Here is a 16196-nt window from a genome sequence, read left to right on the forward strand (position 1 = left end):
TGGCCTCTCTCCGTGTGCACCAACGGCGGCGCAAAGGGACGAAGTCGACTTGCGCACGGTCGCCGAGTCGTGTTCCATGAGGCCATGAAACCCCACGCGACCCAAGGTCAGTTGTTGTTGCTGGTGACGATCGGAGTGTCCCTCACCAGCGGGTGCATGACAGTCCCGGAGACAGGACGGCGGCAGTTGAACCTCATACCGCGGCAAGCCGAGATGGAACTGGGCATATCCAGCTTCAACCAGATGAAGAGCCAGTCCCGGCTCAGCGCGGACGCCGGCCTGCAGGCGATGGTGCAGCGGGTGGGCCGGCGGATCGCCGCGGTCGCGCCGTTGCAGGGTGCGCAGTGGGAGTTTGTGGTCGTGGAGAACAATGAGGCGAACGCCTTCTGCATGCCCGGTGGCAAAGTGGCGGTATACACCGGCATACTCCCCATCACGAAGGACGAAGCGGGACTCGCCGCGGTGATGGGCCACGAAGTCGCGCACGCGGTGGCTCGGCATGGGGCCGCACGTATCAGCGAGGCGATGATGTTTCAACTGGGAGCTCAGATGCTCAACCAGGCACTCGCGAGCAGTGATCCGCGCACCCGCGCCGCATGGACCCAAGCCTACGGACTCGGGACGACTCTCGGCTGGGAACTTCCTCATAATCGCACTCAAGAATCCGAGGCGGACAAACTCGGCCTGCTCTACATGGCGCGTGCCGGCTACGACCCCGAGGAAGCCGTGAAGTTCTGGCAACGGTTTGCCGCCTACAACAAAAGCCGCGGTGGCGGCCAACTCTGGTTTTTGCGAACGCACCCCGTGGACGAGAAGCGGATTGCCGATTTACAGAAGGCGATGCCGGAAGCCAAAGCGCAGTTCCGCCCCAAGTAGCAACTGTCCGCGGAAGCCTTGACGAGATTCCGACTGCCGCCGCTCAGCGCGACGGGGCGCGGTCACCGGCTTTCTTCGCGAGTTGTTCAAGGGTTGCGCCGAACTCCCCCGCTCGCTTGTGGTCGAAATCCGGCACCGATTGCGCCATGGAGAAGAGGGCGTTGATTTCCACGTCGAGGTCCTTCCGTCCGAGCGCGGTCGCGAGCCGGTCCAGCGCGAGCACAAGGCGCTCGGCGCGCCGCGCGTGAATCAGCGGCGACTGCCCCTTGTCACGGAAGTCCGTCGCCGCCGCGGCAAGCAAGCGAATCGCGTCCGCGCTCGTCTTGGCTGTCCAGTCGCTGGCCCCGGCCTTTCGAGCGAGGTCATCAGCGGCCTCCTGAGCTTTGGCCGCGTTGGAGGTCGAGATCTCGGCACTCACGGCGCGGAGCGTCGGAAGTGACTCATCCGCTCCGGCCGCCTTTTGAAGCAGCCACACGAGCGCGGACCATCGCGCTGCGAGCGCGGCATTGGCGGGTTCCTTGGCGAGTTGCGAACTGATTTCCCGCAGCGCCACCGCCTGTCCCACGAGCCAGGCGCGCCCACCGTTGTAGTTGCCGCGTTCGATCCAATGCCGGGGCTGCGTGACGCTTTGCCCGTCAAGTTCGAAGATGAGTTCCGGATGGCCGGCGTTGATAAGCGGCGTCTCGACGTTTTGATGGCACGCGACACAGGAGCTGGCGCGCGTGTGGAGATCGCGCAAATCGCGGAGGCCGCCCGCCACCTTGTCCGCGTGCGACAAATCCTTGCGAGTGTGGGAAAGCAGCCAACGCTCCGCGGGCCCGTGGCAATTCTCGCAGGAGACGCCGACGCCCGGCGGGATGGTCTTGGCAAACGCCGCGGCCGGCACCTCATGGAACGGCGCGTGGCAGGTGGTGCAGCGGACGCTCTTCGTGGCGTCGGCGATTCCCGCAGCCTTGGCGATTTGCTCCGAGCGCGCGCTGGTGAGGGTGTTGGCGGCACGGGCGTGAAAGTCGAGCCGCCGCCAGGTGTCCACTTGATGGCGCATCTCCCCTGCCCCGCCGTGGCACCCGGAACTGCTGCAGGATTCGATCCCCAAAAACTTCGACGGAGCGCCGATCGAGGAACATTGAAAGGCCGTGACGACGAAAAGAATGAGAGCTGGCTGCAGCCGGACCGCGTGCGGGTGGAGAATTCTGGGTTGTCTTGCCACGTCGCTTTTGTTAAGTGAAGCCCCACCTGAATGCAACCCCTCATTGACAAGGCGCAAGCCGCGCTTGGCGGAAACCTTGGCCTGACGCTGGGGTGTTTGATCATCGCCGCACTCGCCGTTCAAGTGCTCGTGATGCTGGCGTCAACCCTCCGTCGCGTCGTCGGCGAGGGAACCCAGCGCACACTCGAGCGCGAACGGCTTGAACTCCTCGTCAAGTCTGCCCGTTCCGAGTGGCAGGACAAGCAGGCGGCCAAGGATCTCTGGAATGGTTACCGGAAGTTCACCGTCTCGAAGAAAATCAAGGAATGCGACGGCGTGTATTCGTTTCACCTCGCGCCGCATGATGGCAAGCCGTTGCCGCCGTTCAAGCCGGGCCAGTATCTCACTTTCTCGCTCGATGTTCCCGGCCGCGACAAGCCCGTGGTGCGCTGCTATTCGCTCAGCGACGGCCCGATTCACACCACGCACTACCGCGTGACCATCAAGAAGGAAGGCCCTCCCGCAGACAAACCGGACCTCCCGCCGGGCGTGGCGTCGAGCTACTTCTGCGACGCGGTCAAGGAAGGCGACATCCTCAACGTCAAGGCGCCGACCGGGCACTTCTACCTCGACATGGCCAAGCCGAATCCCATCGTGCTGCTCGGAGGGGGCATCGGCGTGACGCCGATGTTGAGCATGGCGAAGGCCGTCGCGGCGAGTGGTTCGAAGCGCGAAGTGTGGTTCTTCTACGGCGTCCGCAGCACGCAGGAGCACATGTTGAAGGAGGAAATCCAGACGCTCGCCGAGGCTCATGACAACATCCGGTTGCACGTGTGCTACAGCCGGCCGGGCAAAGGAGACGTCAAGGGACGCGACTACCACCACGCCTCGCGCGTGACGCCGGAGTTGCTCAAGGAACTGCTGCCGTCGAACAACTACGAATACTACCTGTGCGGCGCCGGGCCCTTCATGCAGACCCTCAACGAGGGGCTCGAAAGTTGGGGCGTGCCCGAAAAGGAAATCCACTACGAGGCGTTCGGACCGGCCACGGTGAAGAAGAAAGCGCCCCCGAGGACTGCGAGCGAAACGGCATTCCTCTCCAAGTTTACCGTCACATTCAGCAAGTCCGGCAAGACGTGCGGCTGGGATCCCAGCGCGGAGAACGTGCTGAAGTTCGCGCAGGCGCAAGGCGTGCACATCGACTCCGGCTGCTGCACCGGCGGCTGCGGCTCGTGCGTGGTCGCCGTCAAGGGAGGCAAGTTCAAGCACACGAAAGATCCTGACAACCCGCCCGAGGCCGGGTCCTGCCTCACGTGCATCGCGCAGCCCGCGGGCGACCTCGTGCTCGACGCCTGACGCCCCCGAGCGCCGACGATGAGCGAAACCCCGACCATCATCCAGCGACCCGGACGATTCGACAATCCGTTCGAGCCCGAAGGATTGGGCGACGCGCAGGTCGCAAGACTTCTCAAGGTTGCGCCGTTCAAGGAGATGGACCCGAATGGATTTCCGAAGCGCACCTCGCTCGCGGACATCCTCAAGCACGACATGCGCGTGCGGACCTTCGGCAAGGGCGAACTCATTGTGCGCGCGGGCGACTACGGCACGTCGGCGTTCATGGTGTTGAGCGGGTCCGTGCGCGTCGTGTTGCAGCCAGGCCTGCCCAACTCCGTGCTCGGGCGGCGCGAGACCCGCAAGGTCGGCTGGTTCCGCGCCTTCGCGCAATTGTGGTCCAACTCCAAACAGCCCGAGATCCGAACACCGAGCCAGCTCAAGCAGGATTCGCGCGTTGCCGCCCGCCAGGCCGGCAAGGAAGTGAAGGTCTTCCTTCAAGATGTCCCCCGCGTGCTCGACGAGCATCGCACGTCGGAAATGCAGGCCGGCGAATTCTTCGGCGAACTCGCCGCGCTGACCCGGTCGCCGCGCAGTGCGACGGTCTTTGCCGCGGCTGAGGGCACCGAGATGCTCGAAGTCCGCTGGCAGGGCTTGCGCGACCTGATGAGATACGACGAAAGCCTGCGGAAGCACATCGAAGAAACCTACCGCGAGCGGGCGCTCGCCACGCATCTGCGCGAGATTCCCTGCTTCGGCCACCTCACACCTGAACAACTGATGCTTGTGATGGCCGAGACCGAATTCGCCACCCACGGTGACTACGAATGGTCCAAGGGCGCGAGCAGCGCCAGGACGCAGGAAACCGTCATCGCAAGCGAGGGCGATTATCCGAATGGCGTCGTGCTCATCCGCTCCGGCTTCGCGCGGCTCAGCCAGAAGTTCGGCAACGGCCAGCGGACTCTGAATTACCTGGGCGCGGGCCGCGACTACGGTTTCGCTGAAATCGCGCACAACTTCCGCAACAAGGACAACCCCGTCACCCTTCAGCACTCGCTCAGCGTCATCGGCTACACGCACGTCATCGTCATCCCCACCCGCGTGATGGAACAGGTGGTCCTGCCGACCTTGCCGGCAGACTTGATCCCCGAGTTGACCGGGGCTCCCGCCGCCCGTGGCGATTTCGAGGCCGCCGCCGAGGCGGACGCCGGCGCGCACATCGGACCTGACGTGATGGAATTCCTGACGGAGCACCGCTACTTCAACGGCTCCGCGACGATGCTCATCGACCTGGAGCGTTGCACCCGCTGTGACGATTGCGTGCGCGCCTGCGCCTCCACTCACGACAACAACCCGCGGTTCCTTCGGCACGGCCCGACCAACGGCCGCATCATGGTCGCCAATGCCTGCATGCACTGCGCCGACCCGGTATGCATGATCGGCTGCCCGACGGGCGCCATCCACCGCGAGTCCTTCGCCGGGCAGGTCACCATCAACCAGGCCACGTGCATCGGCTGCACCGCTTGTGCGAACCAGTGCCCTTACGAGGCTATTCGCATGGTCGACGTGCGCGACGGGGACGGGAACTTCATCCTGGACGAGGCCATGCGACCGATCATCAAGGCCACGAAGTGCGACCTCTGCGTCGAGCAATACGGCGGACCGGCCTGCGAGCGCGCGTGCCCGCACTCGGCGCTCGTGCGGATGAACATGAACAACCTCGACGCATTCGCCCGCTGGCTCCGACGATGAACGCGTTCGCCAATCGCAGGTGGCTCGCCGTGCTGATGCTCATCGCGGCGATCGTCGGACTCCTCACCGTTTGGCGCGAGTTCGACGTGTTCATCCCGCGCATGCCGTATCTCACGGGCTGGGTGCTGCTGCTGCTCATGCTCTTTCTGACACTCTACAACGGCCGCAAGAAGCTTCCGTTTCTTCCCGCAATCCGGTCGGAGACGTGGCTGCAGGTGCACATCTACGTCGGCTTGTTCACGGCCGCACTGTTCGCCGTCCACCTGGGCATGCGCATGCCCACGGGATGGTTCGAGTGCACGCTTGCGTGGCTTTACGTGCTCGTGATGCTCAGTGGCATCGGCGGGCTCTTCATTTCGCGCATCTTTCCGAAACGCCTCACCACACGCGGGGGCGAAGTGTTGTTTGAGTCCATCCCGGCCGTGCGCCGCGCGCTGGCCGAACAGGCCGAATCGCTCGCCCTCAAGGCCTTGCCCGCCGCGAAAAGCGCGACGATCACCGAGTTCTACGTCGCGCACCTCCAGCACTGGTTCGCCGCGCCCCGGAACACTCTTGCCCACTTATTCGAAATCAGCAGTCCGCTCAACAAGCTCCTCCACCGCATCGGCGAATTGGATCGCTTCCTCAACGACGAGGAGCGCAAGCTCATGTTTGGCGAAGAGGTCGAAGCGGGTGAGGAGCCCAAACAGCACATACCTGGTATCGCCGACCTTGTCCGGCAGAAGGACGCGCTCGACTATCATTACTCGCTCCAGCTCACGCTCAAGCTCTGGCTGTTCGTCCACATCCCGCTCACTTACAGCCTGCTGGTTTTCTCGCTCGTCCACGTCGTGCTGGTGTTCGCTTTCATGGGAGGCACGTCATGAGCGAACCGCTGCAACCGCCGGGATTTGACGCCGACCAATACGCGCGCCCCAACCAGAACTGGGTTTGCGGCTACGCCTGCGAAGGGCGCGCCTGCAAACTCGGGCCAGGACCAGGCGGCGAATGTCGCGCCACCGCCGAGTGCAAACCCGTCCTAGATCTCAAGCCCGGTGAAACCAAAGGCCGCTGGCGTTGCACCCGGTCGAAAAACCAGGGCGGCGCGTGTGAATTGGGGCCGGGCCCCGACGGCACCTGCTGTCGTCCCCTGCCCCGCTGTTCACCCGTTCGCAGCCTGCGCGTGCGGCGCGGGCGACTCACCCTCGCCGTCACGGCGCTCACCGTCGGCGCGCTGCTGGTCCTGCTCTACGGACCGTGGCGCCTCACGTTCATCAACCCGGGCCCGGTTTCCTCTCACCACACGGGCAAGGCGTTTGCCGAATTGCTTCGCGAACAATCAAAGGGCGCGCCCAAGTCTGCCGCGCTTGCCGCGAGCGCGTTCGGGGCGGACCAAGGTTGCGCCGTCTGCCACACCGAGGCGCTCGCCGGCCCGGCGGGATGGCTGAAGGCGGCCTTCACGGTGAAACCCGGGCCGTTCGAAGTGAACAAACTTGCCGCGGTATCGCGGGCTGAGATGACCTCCATCGATCGCGCGTGCCTCAAGTGCCACAAGGATCACACGTTCCACCAACCCAACGTCGTGCGCGACCATTCGTGTTCATCGTGCCACCGGGAGCACCTCACCAGCGGACACATGCGAAAGCCGGAGGATGCGCAATGCCTCTCGTGCCACGGCGACGGCGCCACGATGCAAGCCTCGGCTGCGAAGGGCCGAGAAATCGCCGCCAAGCGGCCAAGCGAATTTGAATACCGTTCGCACCTCGGCCCTCATGTGTTTGGGGTGCCGCGTCCGACCAATGGCTACACAAAGGTCTTCGCCTCGTTCGCCGGCGACCACCCCGAATTCCAAGTGCACGCGGACAAGCTGAGCGATACGAATCCGCTCCGCTTCAACCATGCGCTGCACTTCTCCTCGACGGTGCCTCCGATCAATGGCAGGAAACTCGACTGCGCGAGCTGCCATGAGCCGGATGCCTCGGGCGCGTATTATCGCAGGGTGAATTTCGAGCGACACTGCCGCAAGTGCCACTCACTTCAATTCGATGCGGGCAATCCGCAACTTCAGCTCCCACACGGGAACGAAACCTTCGTGCGCTCGTTTCTGCGCAGCCTGCCCGCGCACTACGCGGAGCTCGCCCGCCGCGAACACAAGCTGAGCCGCGCGGAGGAAATCGCACGGTTCGTCGCCCGCAGCATGAGTGGCCTCACGGAGCGGTTTGAATCAGGCGAAGGACTCGAGCGCCGCGTCTTCATGAGCACTGAGCGCTGGGCGCCCGTCGCGAGTGTGGGAGGCTCACCCACGCTCGGCGCCGCGCCTTTTGCCGGTTGCGCGTGGTGTCACAAAGTAACGGAGTCTCCGGGCACGGTTCCGCCGCAATTCGAAGTCGCCCGCCCTTCGATGCCGGAGCGGTGGATGCCTCGCGGGAGTTTCAACCACGCAAAGCACCAGCACCTCGACTGCGCCAAGTGCCACGACGTCGCCCGCAGCAGTGTCACCGCGGATGTCAACCTCCCGCGCAAGGCCCTGTGCGCCGAGTGCCACAGCCCGAAGGGCGGCGTCGTGCATTCATGCTCGACCTGCCATTCGTTCCATACGACGCACCGGCGGTGAGGGGTTCGACCTTCGCGGTGCAGGCGCGGCGGTTTCCGCGCTCGCTTCATCCCAGTCGCGCCAGTTCCCCGCGCACCAGTTCCACGAGCGGCCGGGCAGTCGCGCGGCTGAAGTCGAACCGGCATCCCGCGGTGGCGAAGAGCTCCGGGAGCGGGCGCGACCCGCCGAGCGTGAGGCCGGCCTTGTAATCGCGCAGCGCCCGCGTCTTGTCCCGGCGCGAGTTGGCCCACACTTGCAGCGCGCCCAGCTGCGCAATGCCGTATTCCACATAATAGAATGGGTGGAGAAAGATGTGCAGTTGCTTGTGCCAGTAGTTCGCGCGAGCCGGCTCGTGCCCGGACCAGTCCACGTCGCCGCCGAAGCGCTCCATCAAGTCCACCCAAGCCGCAGTGCGCTCCGCGCGCGTGTGACCGGGATGCGTGTAGATCCAGTGCTGGAACGCGTCGATCGTCGCCATCCACGGGAAGAAGTTGATGATGCCTTCGAGATGCGTCTTGCGGGCGCGGTTCGCTTCGGACGCCCCGTAAAACTCCTCGAGGAATTCAGCGCCGAGCAACTCCATCGCCATCGAGGCCACCTCGCAGAACTCGATCGGCGCGCCGCGATAGGCGAACAGGTCTTCCTCGCGCGTGGCCACCGCGTGAAAGGCGTGGCCGGCCTCGTGCAGCATCGTGTCCACGTCGCGCTGAAGCCCGACGGCGTTCATGAAGATGAATGGCAGTCGTGATTCCGAGAGCGTGGATTGGTATCCACCCGGCGCCTTGCCCTTCCGGTTTGCCAGGTCGAGCAGCTTGAGATCCTGCATCATCCGGAATTGCCGGCCGAGTCCGCCGGCGTCCACCTTGTCGAAGATGCGCTGTGAACGCTCCACCAGTTGCGGCACATCCTCGAAGGGCCGCAGCGCGGGGCGATTCAGTGCGTCCACCGCGGTGTCCCACGGGCGCAGCGACGAGATGCCGAGGTGGCGCTTTCGCTCGGCTTGCAACTGTCGCACCACGGGCATGAACTCCGTCTCGACCGCCTCGTGGAACTTCACGCAATCCGCCGGCGTGTAATCAAAGCGCCCCCGCAGCTTGAAGGCGTAGTCGCGGTAATTCGCGAAGCCCGCGTTCTTCGCCATCTGCTCGCGCAGCGCCATTTGCTGCTCAAAGATGGTCTCGAACTTGTCCGCCTCGGCGAGGCGCCGGCTCGCGACGAGTGTCCAGGCTTCCTCGCGCAGCGGGCGGTCAGGCTCCTCGAGATAACGCGCCATCTGGACCAGCGTGCGCTCCTCGCCGCGGAAAGTCACCGTGAGCGCGCCCGCGAGCTTCTGGTATTGCTGGCCGAGCTTGGCCTCCTGGGTCTCGAGCGGCACGTTGGCCTCGCGATAGAGGTCGACGCGCAACTGCGTGTCCCGGTCGAAGACCGCGTAACGCGGCCGTGGCAACAGCGCGCGCAGCGGATGCGCGAGGTAAAGCTGCGCGAGCTTGAACTGCCGCGTCTTGAGTTCCGGCTCGATCTTCTCGACGAAATGCAAAAACGCGGACTCGGCGCCCGGGTCCTCCGTGTGGCACGTCATGCCGATGTAACGCTTCGAGCCCTCCTCCTCAAGTGCCGCGGCCAGTTCGCCGCCGTCGATCAGCCAGCGCTCGAACTCCGCCACGCTGCCGCACCCGGCGGCGCGCTCTTCGAGCCGGTCATAGAGCGGCGCCACCTGCAGCCAGTCCCCGAGGTCAATGGTCTGCGGGACGAACGCGCGCGGTGTGTGGACGGGGAGTTTTCCGAACGGCAGCAAACTCATGCGCGGGACGATGCGGGGTCAACCGGGCCAATCCAAGCCGGAAGTGGTCAATCAGGCGCTCGTGCGGTCACTTCTTCAAGAGTGCAGCAACCCTGTCACGGGTGGCGGGCGTGATCTTTTCAGGCCGCGGCTCGACCCCGATGACGAGATTGATCACTTGCGTTTGGATCCTGCGGCCCGGCTCCGGTTCCAGGACCTGACCTGCCGTCTTGGCCGCGCGGGGGTGCGGAGTTCAACGATATGGGCCCCGGAGAACTGTCCCCGGTCGCTTGGGAAGGGGCGCGGGGCCAGCCGGGGCGCCGGCGAAGAACACTGTTTCCGCGGTCTTGCGCAACATCCAGTCGCGGTCGGAAGGTGAAAGGAAGTCCAGCCGTTCGCGCACGAGCGAGAGCGAGGCAGCGTAGGTGTGCGCGCCCTGCACTTGATACGGACAGTCGCTCGCCCACATCAGCCGCTTCGCGCCGAAGGCGTCGCGCACCCGGCGGATCATCGGCGCGAGGTCCAGATACGGCGCGGCCTTGCGGCCAAGCGCGTAGAAGGCGGAGGTTTTCACGAACGTTTTCGGAAACTTCGCCAGCGCGCACAAGAGAGCAAGCTCGCCGTCGAGAATCTGCCCCGTGACGCCGATGCGCGCGAAGTGATCCACAACGACGTGCGTGCGCGGGAACTTGGAGCACATGACCGCGAGCGCAGGCAACGCCGCGGGATTGATGAGCGGGCAGATGGCGAGATTCTCGTCCGCGGCGGTGGCCCACATCGTCGCCATGCCGGAAGAGCCCAGCCACGCGTCCGGTGCGAGCCGTCCCGGGGAGATGCGGAAGCCGCGGACGCCCTGCTTCGCCAGGTCGCGCATCGCGTCGCGCACGCGCGGCGCGTTCTCGTCCACGATCCCCACGCCGCTGAAGACGCCGGGGAAGCGCCGCATCGCGTCGAGCATGTAGCGGTTGTCGTGGTGGTAGAAGCTCATCTGAATGAGCACGACTCGCGAAACCCCGTTCGGCCTCGCGATCGCCAGCAACTCCTCCGGCGTGAAGCTCGGCGGCTGCATGTCCTTTACCGCGAATCCTTCCGCGAGCGGAAACGACTTCGTGTCCGGCGTCCATACGTGCACATGCGCGTCCACGTGGCCTGGCGCGCCGCCTTCGCCGACGATGGTCTCGCAGCCGGAGAGCGCTCCCGTCGCCAGCGCGGCGGCGGATGCCTTCATGAAGGTGCGGCGGGACGGGGCTGGCGAATCGGCCGTGTGCATGCGTGATGGAAACACTGCACGGGGTCGCGCGTCAACGCGCTGCGAAGGCGCTGGAATCCCTCGCGCCGCGCCTGCCCGCTACTCGAAGCGCAGCATAAACTGCCGGTAGAACTCGAACGCCGCCTCCACCTGGTCGCACTCGACGTATTCCACCGCCGCGTGCGCGCGGTCAATGCTGCCCGGCCCGATGAGGATGCTCGGCAATCCCTGCCTCGACAGCTTGCTCGCGTCACTTCCGAAGGGCACACCGCACGGTTCGCCGTTCAGCCGCAAGCCGCGCAGGATTTCCGATGCGAGGCGCACCGGGGCGGCGTCGGCTGGAGTCGAGAGTCCTTCGTCGCGCGTGCGGGGCGGAAGTTGCTCGACGTTCAAGCCAGGCGCATCCGCCTTCAGCCGGTCGAGCATTCGCTGATAACCCGCGAGAACGTCGTCGGGCTTCTCGCCGGGCAGCAGTCGGCGGTCAATCTCGATGGTGCACTCGTCGGGGACGAAGTTCACCTGCACGCCGCCCGAGACGAGTCCGACGTTGAGCGTGCCGGGGCCGAGCAGCGGATGCTGCCGCGCGGCGAGCGCCCGGTGCTCCTCCTCAAACGCAAGTATCACCCGCGCCATGTGGCTGATTGCGTTGACGCCGAGGTGGGGCTTGCTGCTGTGCGCCGCCCTGCCCCGCGCCACGACCTTCCAGCGCAGCACGCCCTTGCCCGCGATGACGACGCGCATGTCCGTCGGCTCCGCCACCACCGCGGCCTGCCCCGTGAGCCCCTCGCAGAACTTCACCACTCCGCGATACGAGTATTCCTCGTCCACCGCGGCGCAAAGCAGCACCTCGCACGGCGGCGTGATGCCATCGCGCTTGAGCGAGGCGAGCGCGTGCATCATCGCGCACAACCCGCCCTTGTCGTCGCACGAGCCGCGGCCAAAGAGTTTTCCGTCGGCGACCGTGGGCTCGAACGGTGGAATCGTCATGCCGGAGATGGCGACGGTGTCGGTGTGCGCCTCGAACACGATGCGTTTGCCGGGCACGCGGCCGGGCAGGCGCGCGACGACGTTCGGTCGGTCGGGAAAGACTTCCTGGTCATGCGTCTCGATGCCGCGTTGCGCGAAGAAGTCACGGATGTAAGCCGCGATGAACTTCTCCGGTCGCCCACCCGGATACGAGGGACTGACGCTGTTGATGCGGACGAGTTCGGCGAGAGTGTCGAGAAGGCGTGGCTCGGCCATGGGAATCAATGCGGCTTCAAATGCTTGTCGAACCACGCGAGGGTCTTCTCCCACATCTCCGGCAGATATTGGTGGCCGAGGCCGGGATAGAGTTCACTGGCGTAGTCCGAGTCCTTGCCGACGAGTCTCCACACCGGCCGCACCCTGGCTTCGATCGTCCGGATTCCATCCGCAGGCGAACCGCCGTCCTCTTCGCCCGTCATGAAGAGCACCGGGCGGGGCGCGATGCACGCGATGACGGCCTCCGTGTCGAAGTGGCGGAGCATGCCCGGCACGAAGTAATAGATACCGTGGGCCGAAAGCTTGCCGTGAGCCGTGAGGTTTTGGTAACGGGTGAGGCACGCGACCGGCACGCCGGTCTTCAGGCGGTCATCGAGCGCCAAAAGCCACCACGCGCGTGTCGCGCCCATGCTGAAGCCCGTCACGCCGACGCGCGCCGCATCCACCTCCGGCCGCGAACAGACGTAGTCGAGCGCCATCAGGTCATCGCGCAACATCATTCCCCAAAGCGACCGGCCGAGCCACAGGTTGAACTTGCTCGCGGTCATCTCGCCCGCGCCGCCCTTCTCGTTCGGGCCGCCCGGACCCTTCCCGTCGCGTTCGCCGAAGCAGTAGGCGTCAATCGCGATCACCACGAAGCCGCGCCTTGCCAGTTCCGGTCCCGGCGCGACCGGCACGGGATTGCCCGCGATGAACAACTCCTCCTTGCCGCCCTTGCCATATTGGCCGCCGTGCTGATGGCAGTAGAGAATCGCCGGCGCCTTCTTGCGGGCGCTCGCAGCCTTCGGCACAAGCAAGTAACCCGGCACGGTCGCGCCCGCGCCGTTGTCGAACTGAAACTTCTCCACCACGAAGTCTCCCCGGTCTTCACGCGAAAGGGTCTTCACAGGAAAGCCCGCCGGTCGTGGCGGGAGTTCACCCAGCAACCGGCCGAGCGTGGCTCGAATCTCCCCGCGGCGGCGGGTCCACGCCGCCTTCGTCTCCGGCACGGTGAATTCCGGCACCTGCCGTGCCGCGCCGAGCCAGCGCGCGCCTTCGTGGATGTTGGTCTGGCCCATCAGCGTAAAAGTCCCGACGAGCAACACGATGCCAATCCCGGGCCCTGGGCGAAGTGGGGTGGTGGAAATCATGGCGTCACCGGACTTCGGGCGGGATTAGAGCGCATGCAATCCGTGAAGTCATCCGCAAACGCGGCCGGGACCCGCGCCGCCAAAACTCACTTGCCTTCCAACTCGCTCCCCCTAACGTCGCGCGCACATGGCTTTGTCCGCGCACCCCGACAGCTTCGTCCGCCGGCACATCGGCCCGCGACCGGAGGAGCTTCAACAGATGCTCGCCACCATCGGCTGCGACAGCCTCGATGCCCTTGTCGATGCCACCGTGCCCGCGGGCATCCGACGGCGCGAACCGCTCAACCTCCCCGCCGCCACAAGCGAGTTCGATGCCCTTGCGCGGCTGCGCTCCATGGGCGCCAAGAACCAGGTCTTCCGCTCGTTCATCGGCATGGGCTATCACGATTGCATCACGCCGCCCGTCATCCAGCGCAACATCCTCGAAAATCCCGGCTGGTATACCCAATACACGCCGTATCAGGCCGAGATCTCGCAAGGCCGCCTCGAGATGCTGCTCAACTTCCAGACGATGGTCTGCGACCTGACCGCGCTCGAGATCGCCAACGCCTCGATGCTCGACGAGGCGACCGCGTGCGCCGAGGCGATGATGATGTGCCATCGCTTGAAGGCCGCCGAGGGCCGCGCCGCATTTTTCATCGCGGCCGATTGCCATCCTCAGAACATCGAAGTCACGCAGGCGCGCGCCCGCGCGCTCGGCATCGACGTCGTGGTCGGCTCGCACGAGTCCCTCGCGCCCGACGGCAGGTTCTTCGGCGCGCTCGTCCAACATCCCGCGACCGACGGCTCCATCCGCGATCTCGGCGGCTTTGCTGACAAGGTCCACGCCGCGGGCGCGTTGCTCGTCGTCGCCACGGACCTGCTCGCGCTCACGCTCATCAAGCCTCCGGGCGAGATCGGCGCGGATGTCGCGGTCGGCAGCGCGCAGCGGTTCGGCGTCCCGCTCGGCTACGGCGGGCCGCATGCGGCGTTCATGGCCACGCGCGGGGAATTCAAGCGCCAGCTTCCCGGCCGGCTCGTCGGCGTGTCGAAGGACGCGCGCGGCCGGCCCGCCCTGCGCCTCTCGCTCGGCACACGCGAGCAGCACATCCGCCGCGAGAAGGCCACGTCGAACATCTGCACCGCGCAGGCGCTGCTCGCGAACATGGCCGCGGCCTACGCGATTTATCACGGGCCCGGCGGCTTGAACGCCATCGCGACGCGCATCCACTCGCTCACCACCGTGCTCGCCGAGGGACTCAAGCGCCTCGGCCACGCGGTGGTTCACGCGCACTACTTCGACACGTTGCGCGTCCAGCCCGCCGGCACATCCTGCGCCTCCATCCTCAAGCTCGCCGAGTCCCACCGCATCAACCTCCGCGCGCCCGACGCGCACACCGTGTGCATCGCCCTCGACGAAACCACCACGCCCGGCGACCTGCGAACACTCTTCCAGATCTTCAACGACGACAAACCCGCCGACCTCGATCTCAACCTGCCCGCATTCTCCTCCCCATCGGCAGGCGCCCGCCGGCATTCGGCCATCCTCACCGCGCCCGTCTTCCACCGGCACCACTCCGAGACGGAGATGCTGCGTTACCTGCGCCGGCTCGAAGCGCGCGACCTCTCGCTCTGCCAGGCGATGATCCCGCTCGGTTCGTGCACGATGAAGCTCAACGCCACGTCGCAGATGTTCCCCGTGAGCTGGCCGGAGTTCGCGCGGATTCATCCGTTCGCGCCCCTGCGCCAGACCCGAGGCTATCAGGAACTCTTCGCCCAACTCGAGGACTGGCTTGCCGAAATCACCGGCTTCGCGGCCATCTCGCTCCAGCCCAACGCCGGCTCGCAGGGCGAATACGCCGGGCTCCTGTGCATCCACGCCTTCCACGCGAGTCGTGGCGAGGCGCATCGCAACATCTGCCTCATTCCCACGAGCGCGCACGGCACCAATCCCGCGAGCGCGGTGATGGCCGGCCTCCGCGTCGTCGCCGTCGCGTGCGACAAGGAGGGCAACATCGACCTCGCCGACCTCCGCGCCAAAGCCGCCGCGCACCACGCGGACCTCGCGTGCCTCATGGTCACCTACCCGAGCACGCATGGTGTCTTCGAGGAAAGCATCCGCGACATCTGCGCCATCATCCACGAGCACGGCGGACAGGTCTACATGGACGGCGCGAACATGAACGCGCAGGTCGGCCTCTGCCGCCCCGGCGACATCGGGGCGGATGCCTGTCATCTGAACCTTCACAAGACGTTTTGCATCCCGCACGGCGGCGGCGGTCCCGGCATGGGCCCCATCGGCGTCGCCGAACACCTCGTCGGGTTCCTGCCCGGCCACAACGTCATCAACCTCGGCGGCGAGAATCCCATCGGCGCCGTGAGTGCTGCGCCGTGGGGCAGCGCCAGCATCCTGCCGATCTCGTGGAGCTACATCGCGTGCATGGGGCCGGACGGACTCGCCGAGGCCACCAAGGTCGCCATCCTCAACGCCAACTACATCGCGCACCGCCTCGACAAGTTTTTCCCCGTGCTCTACCGCGGCCGCGGCGGACGCGTCGCGCACGAGTGCATCCTCGACTTGCGCCACTTCAAGAGCGTCAGCGCCGAGGACGTCGCGAAGCGGCTCATGGACTTCGGCTTTCACGCGCCCACCCTTTCGTTCCCCGTGCCCGGCACGCTGATGGTCGAGCCCACCGAGAGCGAGTCGATGTTCGAGCTCGACCGCTTCTGCGATGCCATGATCGCCATCCACGCCGAGATCACGGCCATCGAATCCGGTGCGATGGACAAGGCGGACAACCCGCTCAAGCACGCGCCGCACACGGCCGAGGCCCTCGCCGCCGCGGACTGGACCCACCCCTACTCGCGCGAGCAGGCGGCCTTCCCGACGCGGCACGAGCGCGCGCAGAAGTTCTGGCCCGCCGTCAGCCGCGTGGACAATGTCTTCGGCGACCGCAACCTCGTCTGCTCCTGCGCCGGGATGGAAGCGTATCAGTGATGCGAACGCCGGGGACGGCACCGGCCACCGCCAAGCAACGCAAGGAGCGCAACGAAGGAGGACCTCGGAACAGGACGCGCCGGAACGCAACCGGCGC

At 65.8% G+C, this 16196-nt stretch carries 11 protein-coding genes; 6 read left to right on the forward strand and 5 right to left on the reverse strand.

The annotated features are described in order from the left end of the window. The first annotated feature begins 84 nt into the window (after nucleotides 1-84). Complete coding sequence (locus tag FJ386_08870) at nucleotides 85-876, forward strand: M48 family metallopeptidase (GenBank protein MBM3876814.1); 792 nt, start codon at nucleotides 85-87, stop codon at nucleotides 874-876. Between the two features lie 43 nt (nucleotides 877-919). Here FJ386_08870 and FJ386_08875 read toward each other — a convergent pair whose 3' ends face one another. Further along, a complete protein-coding gene (locus tag FJ386_08875; protein ID MBM3876815.1) occupies nucleotides 920-1921 on the reverse strand; it encodes a hypothetical protein in 1002 nt (333 codons plus the stop codon). Nucleotides 1922-2116: 195 nt separating this feature from the next. Here FJ386_08875 and FJ386_08880 point away from each other — a divergent pair, with 195 nt between their 5' ends. The 4 genes from FJ386_08880 to FJ386_08895 are packed head-to-tail and all read left to right on the forward strand — an operon-like array spanning nucleotide 2117 to nucleotide 7742. Continuing rightward, nucleotides 2117-3421, forward strand: a complete 1305-nt coding sequence (locus FJ386_08880) for a 2Fe-2S iron-sulfur cluster binding domain-containing protein (protein MBM3876816.1) — start codon at nucleotides 2117-2119, stop codon at nucleotides 3419-3421. An 18-nt stretch (nucleotides 3422-3439) separates the two neighbouring features. Further along, nucleotides 3440-5149 (forward strand): cyclic nucleotide-binding domain-containing protein, encoded by a 1710-nt coding sequence (locus FJ386_08885; protein ID MBM3876817.1) that lies wholly within the window; start codon nucleotides 3440-3442, stop codon nucleotides 5147-5149. After that, nucleotides 5146-6015, forward strand: a complete 870-nt coding sequence (locus FJ386_08890; GenBank protein ID MBM3876818.1) for a hypothetical protein — start codon at nucleotides 5146-5148, stop codon at nucleotides 6013-6015. The genes FJ386_08885 and FJ386_08890 overlap by 4 nt, the downstream gene beginning before the upstream one ends. After that, complete coding sequence (locus tag FJ386_08895) at nucleotides 6012-7742, forward strand: hypothetical protein (GenBank protein MBM3876819.1); 1731 nt, start codon at nucleotides 6012-6014, stop codon at nucleotides 7740-7742. The genes FJ386_08890 and FJ386_08895 overlap by 4 nt, the downstream gene beginning before the upstream one ends. Before the next feature lie 46 nt (nucleotides 7743-7788). Here FJ386_08895 and FJ386_08900 read toward each other — a convergent pair whose 3' ends face one another. The 4 genes from FJ386_08900 to FJ386_08915 form a co-directional block, all read right to left on the reverse strand. Then, nucleotides 7789-9522, reverse strand: coding sequence for a M3 family oligoendopeptidase (locus FJ386_08900; GenBank protein MBM3876820.1), 1734 nt, complete (start codon nucleotides 9520-9522; stop codon nucleotides 7789-7791). Nucleotides 9523-9754: 232 nt separating this feature from the next. Continuing rightward, nucleotides 9755-10771 (reverse strand): twin-arginine translocation signal domain-containing protein, encoded by a 1017-nt coding sequence (locus FJ386_08905; protein MBM3876821.1) that lies wholly within the window; start codon nucleotides 10769-10771, stop codon nucleotides 9755-9757. A gap of 78 nt (nucleotides 10772-10849) precedes the next feature. Beyond that, nucleotides 10850-11992 carry a M20 family metallopeptidase gene (locus FJ386_08910; protein ID MBM3876822.1) on the reverse strand — a complete coding sequence of 381 codons (1143 nt, stop codon included), beginning with the start codon at nucleotides 11990-11992 and terminating at the stop codon, nucleotides 10850-10852. A gap of 5 nt (nucleotides 11993-11997) precedes the next feature. After that, nucleotides 11998-13122, reverse strand: a complete 1125-nt coding sequence (locus FJ386_08915; GenBank protein MBM3876823.1) for a dienelactone hydrolase — start codon at nucleotides 13120-13122, stop codon at nucleotides 11998-12000. 127 nt (nucleotides 13123-13249) lie between these two features. Between FJ386_08915 and gcvP the strand changes: the two genes are divergently transcribed. Then, the gene (gcvP, locus tag FJ386_08920; GenBank protein ID MBM3876824.1) at nucleotides 13250-16099 is read left to right on the forward strand and encodes an aminomethyl-transferring glycine dehydrogenase; all 2850 of its coding nucleotides are present in this window, start codon (nucleotides 13250-13252) and stop codon (nucleotides 16097-16099) included. Nucleotides 16100-16196: the final 97 nt, after the last annotated feature.

The organism is Verrucomicrobiota bacterium (assembly GCA_016871675.1).
Classification (GTDB): Bacteria; Verrucomicrobiota; Verrucomicrobiia; order Limisphaerales; family VHCN01; genus VHCN01.